This window comes from Rhizobacter sp. P2_H2 (assembly GCF_056403375.1).
In genome coordinates this window covers 1-4,254 of record NZ_JBFUFP010000445.1, presented here as the reverse complement: position 1 = coordinate 4,254, position 4,254 = coordinate 1, and the positions used below count along the sequence as shown (strand labels likewise).

Sequence of the window (4,254 nt, the reverse complement as noted above, 5' to 3'; positions counted from 1 at the left end):
ACGTTCTTCTTTGTCGCCCAGTCTTCGCACTAACGGTCACTTCGACACTGACGCAGAGGGTGCACAGTTGCCCATCTCGAAATCGATGTACCGCGATACAAAAGTCGAATCTCCGTCGTTGAAAATAATCTTTGCTGTGCACAGGAATGGGCCATAGGCGGAAGTTACAACGGGGAACCCACGACTTCTGTCAATTGACGGATAAATCTTATTCCCCCAGTAGCTTCCAAAGAAATACTCTACCGTTACCACGCCAGCCAAGGAGGACTTGTGAGGAATGACGTATATGAGTACATCATATAGTTGGCCGTCATTAGTGGATCGCTGAAGGCGGTGCACCAGCATGACACCCCGAGTGTTTATGTACTCGCCGTCGCGGCGCGCCCGGCGTGTGCCGTTATCCGCTCGGACTCCCACTCTCGTGTCTTCCTTTGAAAAGTCGCCGGGTCTAGCGACTAGACCGGAAGCGGCCCCAATCTCCAGCCCAGCGACCTTGAATGCAGCACCATCTCGTACGCGGAATACCAGCGCTCTAACGAGTAGAGATAGCTCGGTCCTGAAATAGACGAGGATTGCGAGAATAAGTATCGCCCAAATTAAGCTCGGCACTGCTGACCACATGGCTTGATCAAGCGATGTCAAAGGCGATGAAGCGCTTTTTGCAACAGCAGAAGCAGTCGTGGCAGGAGGGGCTGACGCCCCGGTCGATGCCACAGCAGAAGCTGCAGATGATGGCGAAGAAGCGGATGAAGCGGCGCCATTCATTTTCGTTTCTCTCCCGTTGGCATGGGGGCAATTTACGTGGGGCGAGGATGCCACACGCAGGCGGAAGTGCGCCAGCCCGTTATCCCGGGCCGAAGTCTGATCCGCCGCAGTAGGGTGGGGCGCTGCTGCTTTCGCGCCGAGAATTGCAACCGGGGCTGAGCCTGCGCTGGCTCAAGTATCTCCAGTGAAAGGGTTCATGCCTGTAGCTTTTGTTCTGCGTCGTTGATCAATGCAAGTAGCTGCGTCGCGTGAAGTCCTTCAGTTGGACCTGCGTGGCCTGCCGCCTTCGCAACTATGTCTTTCACAACTTTGTGATGGAACATGCGCACAAAGTGTTTGAAGGGCACAGGTATCACCATTGAGATTCCGAACGGAATCGCCCAAGCCACGGCGAGAGCCACCCACCCGCCTGTGCTCCAGACGAAGTAGAGGGACACCCACCGAGCAACTTTGATGGGCCATACAAGCCCGTACCAGAGCGGGAGCATTTGGCGTCCGACAGGCGGCGGAACGTCATAGGWGCGACTCAGCTCAAGGGCTGCACGTTGCATGAGGAAAAAGTACAGCTCCGCCGCTGAGAATGCCCCATAGAGCAGGCATGCATTGAGAAAAGTCATGGCTCCCCCGGGATCAACTTGGCGCGTTGAGTCTAGGCAGCGAAGGCGCCTGAGCACATGGGGTTTGCAGGGAGTCAAAGAGACGTCTTGTTCCGGCCGCTGCGGGGCGGGGGCAGTTCTCTTCGCGCCGTGGAGTGCTCGGGGACCGAGCGTTGACGGAATGCAAGGTTCCCAATGAATGCGATGGAGCGACGGATGCAGTTTGCCCTCACCAGCCTCAGTCGTTGGTCGATTGTCCGCAGGCGCTCCGAGGACGCGCGAACCTGGCAACTATGCGGATTAGCGGCAGATTCGGGTGCTCGTCCTTAGCGTCCGCAGCGAAAAGAGTTGAGCAGGCAATTTGCCGATTGCACCCACCCCCTGTTGGGTCCTCCCAGGGGAACCCCGATCGCTATCTAGTTCCTGGCGCCCCCTAGGGGGTGTATTCCGGCAGCCACGAGCGAGTCAGGCTGAAGTGACTGAACCTCAACAGCAGGTGTACGCTGAAGCCATGTCCAAATTGGAATGTGTTTGCCGCGCTATCGGCACGGACCTCAACTCGTGCGCCGGGTGGGTGCAGGCTTGGGGCGCAATACTTGCCCTGATCGTGGCGGTGGGTTTTCCGATCGTCCAGGGCCGTCGGCAGCGCAAAGCGGCGAAGAATGGGCATCTGCTTACGATTGCAGCTGACGTGCTCATCGCAGAGCGACAAGCGGCGATCTACCTTCGTGGAAAGGTGAGGGTGCCCGCGTATCGTCTTCCGCTACACGGGAAGCAGACAGCATTGCCGGCTCTGTTGAGTGACGGGACGCTGAGCGGCGCTGAGGCTGCTGCTTTGATGCAGTTCTACGTTGATGCGACCAGCTTCAACTACTGCTTGGATCTCACCCAGGAGCAGAAGGCAGCAGGCCATGCCTGGATCCACGAAGTCAATCGCGTCAAGCTGAAGGCCCAGCACTTGGTGTCCGGCGGCGGGCAGTCTCGATTTGACGCAGCAATGAAGGTGCTTCGTGCACACCTGGATCGCCAGTCACTGGAGAACATGTCGCTCGGTCAAGCCTCCGATGAGGAAGACGACGGACAGTCATAAGGGATGAGGTTTGGGGAATGAGTTGGGGAATGCGCATCGTGCGCTTTTCCGAGTTTTCTTCGGAAGACACCCTCCCAACGCACGAAAGCCCCGACCGTCTGGTTCGGGGCTTTTTGCCTTTGCGTTGGTTGTTGGTCCAGAAGATTCTGAAAAAGATATGCCGCTACGACGCCACCCGCAGCACCTTGATCAACGCCGCCAATTCCTCAGTCTCCAGCCCTGCCGCCGCCGCACGCCGCAGGAGCTGCGCCGCGAACGCAGGAAACTCCGCATTGATCCCCGCATCGGTCGCCGCCCGCAGCATGCGCTCCACGGCCTCGATCGAAATCGTCATCGGGCTCTGCGTCACCTCGAAGTGCCCCTCATGGATCATCTTCCCCTCGTGCTTGAGAAAGTCGCCGAAGCCCGGTGCGATTCGTGCGACGACCTCGCCGTACGCGTCAACGCCAATGCCTTCCACTTCGGAAACGCGCGCTCCGTGCAGGAAGCCGATGACGGCACCGTAGACGTACGACAGCGTCGCCAGGTCCATCGTGGCCGCAGCCCCTGCCGGCTCTCCCAGGTAGACCAGGCCGCCTCCGAACAGTCGCAGCACCGGTTCGGCGCGACGGTAGGCGTCGTTCGCGCCAGACACGAGGATCGGTGTGTCCGCAGTTCCCATCTGGCCGGGGGCCGCCTGGATCGCACCGTCGACATAGGCGCCGCCGTGCCTCTGCACCCAAGCCTCGCCATCGCGCGCGTCGTGCGGGCTGCCGGTCGTCAGTTGCACGACGACGCGGCCCGCGAGACCGCTCGCCACGCTGTCATCGCGCAGAAAGCTGTCGGCCGCCGCGTAGTCGTGCACGCAGATGACGACGATCTCGGCCGCTCGCACCGCCGCTGCCGCATTGGCGGTGCGCAGCGCGCCTTCGCGCACCAGGGCGTCCGCCTTGGCCGCGCTGCGGTTCCACACGTGAACGCGGTGGCCGGCACGCAGCAGCAACTGCGCCAGCGTCGATCCCATCATTCCCAATCCCATCACGGTCACATCCATAGAGTCCTCGTTGGCAGTAAGCCGGCTGTGCGCCGGGCAAGCGCACAGCGCGCCTGCGGGGCAAGAATGCGGCCGACGCATGGCGGCCGTCGCTCACGAACGGATGTTTCCCGGACACGTTCAGACGCTGCCGCCCGAGGAAGGAACACGATGGTGATGAACTTGCGGGTCGAGCGCCTTGCCACCTTGCCGGGCCCTGCGGCCTGGGCGCCCATCGCCGACCATCGCGTCAAGCTGCATGCCGGCCCACCGGTGCGCGGAACCTGCCGCATGCGCGATTTCGTCGCCCGGCGTGGCGAGATCGATATCGTCCCGGCCGGCATGTCCGACGCCTGGGAGGAGCACGACGCGGGCAGCACGTTGACGCTGCACCTGCCGCACGCGCTGCTGCGACGGGCCGCGGATGAGATGCGTCTGCCCGAGAGCCGTGCGGCACTCGCACCGCGGCATCAGTTCCGCGATGCCCGCATCGAGCACATCGCGTGGGCGCTGGATGCCGACCGCCTGGCCGGCTCGCCGAGCGGCCGCCTGTTCGCGGACTCCCTGGGCATTGCGCTGGCGGTGCACCTGCTCGGCCACTCGGCTGCCACCGCGCGGCGCGAGCCGGCGCCGCTGTCGCCGCACCAGCTGCGCCGGGTGGTGGAGCACATCGACGCACACGTCGCTGCCGACCTCTCGCTCGCGCGGCTCGCCGAGGTGGCGGGAATCAGTGCGTCGCACTTGAAGACGGTGTTCAAGCGCAGCACCGGCGTGCCGGTGCACCAGTTCGT

4 protein-coding genes are annotated in these 4,254 nt (G+C 62.1%); 2 read left to right on the top strand and 2 right to left on the bottom strand.

The genetic code is table 11. From position 1 onward, the window contains the following. Nucleotides 1-36: 36 nt before the first annotated feature. Nucleotides 37-345, bottom strand: a complete 309-nt coding sequence (locus AC1D15_RS20015) for a pYEATS domain-containing protein (RefSeq protein WP_477827350.1) — start codon at nt 343-345, stop codon at nt 37-39. Nucleotides 346-1,857: 1,512 nt separating this feature from the next. Here AC1D15_RS20015 and AC1D15_RS20010 point away from each other — a divergent pair. Next, the gene (locus AC1D15_RS20010; protein ID WP_477827349.1) at nt 1,858-2,451 is read left to right on the top strand and encodes a hypothetical protein; all 594 of its coding nucleotides are present in this window, start codon (nt 1,858-1,860) and stop codon (nt 2,449-2,451) included. A 163-nt stretch (nt 2,452-2,614) separates the two neighbouring features. On the opposite strand, the gene AC1D15_RS20005 is transcribed toward AC1D15_RS20010, so the two are convergent. Continuing rightward, nucleotides 2,615-3,484 (bottom strand): NAD(P)-dependent oxidoreductase, encoded by an 870-nt coding sequence (locus AC1D15_RS20005; RefSeq protein ID WP_477827348.1) that lies wholly within the window; start codon nt 3,482-3,484, stop codon nt 2,615-2,617. A 150-nt stretch (nt 3,485-3,634) separates the two neighbouring features. Between AC1D15_RS20005 and AC1D15_RS20000 the strand changes: the two genes are divergently transcribed. Next, a partial coding sequence (locus tag AC1D15_RS20000) for a helix-turn-helix domain-containing protein (RefSeq protein ID WP_477827347.1) occupies nt 3,635-4,254 on the top strand: 620 nt, incomplete at its 3' end.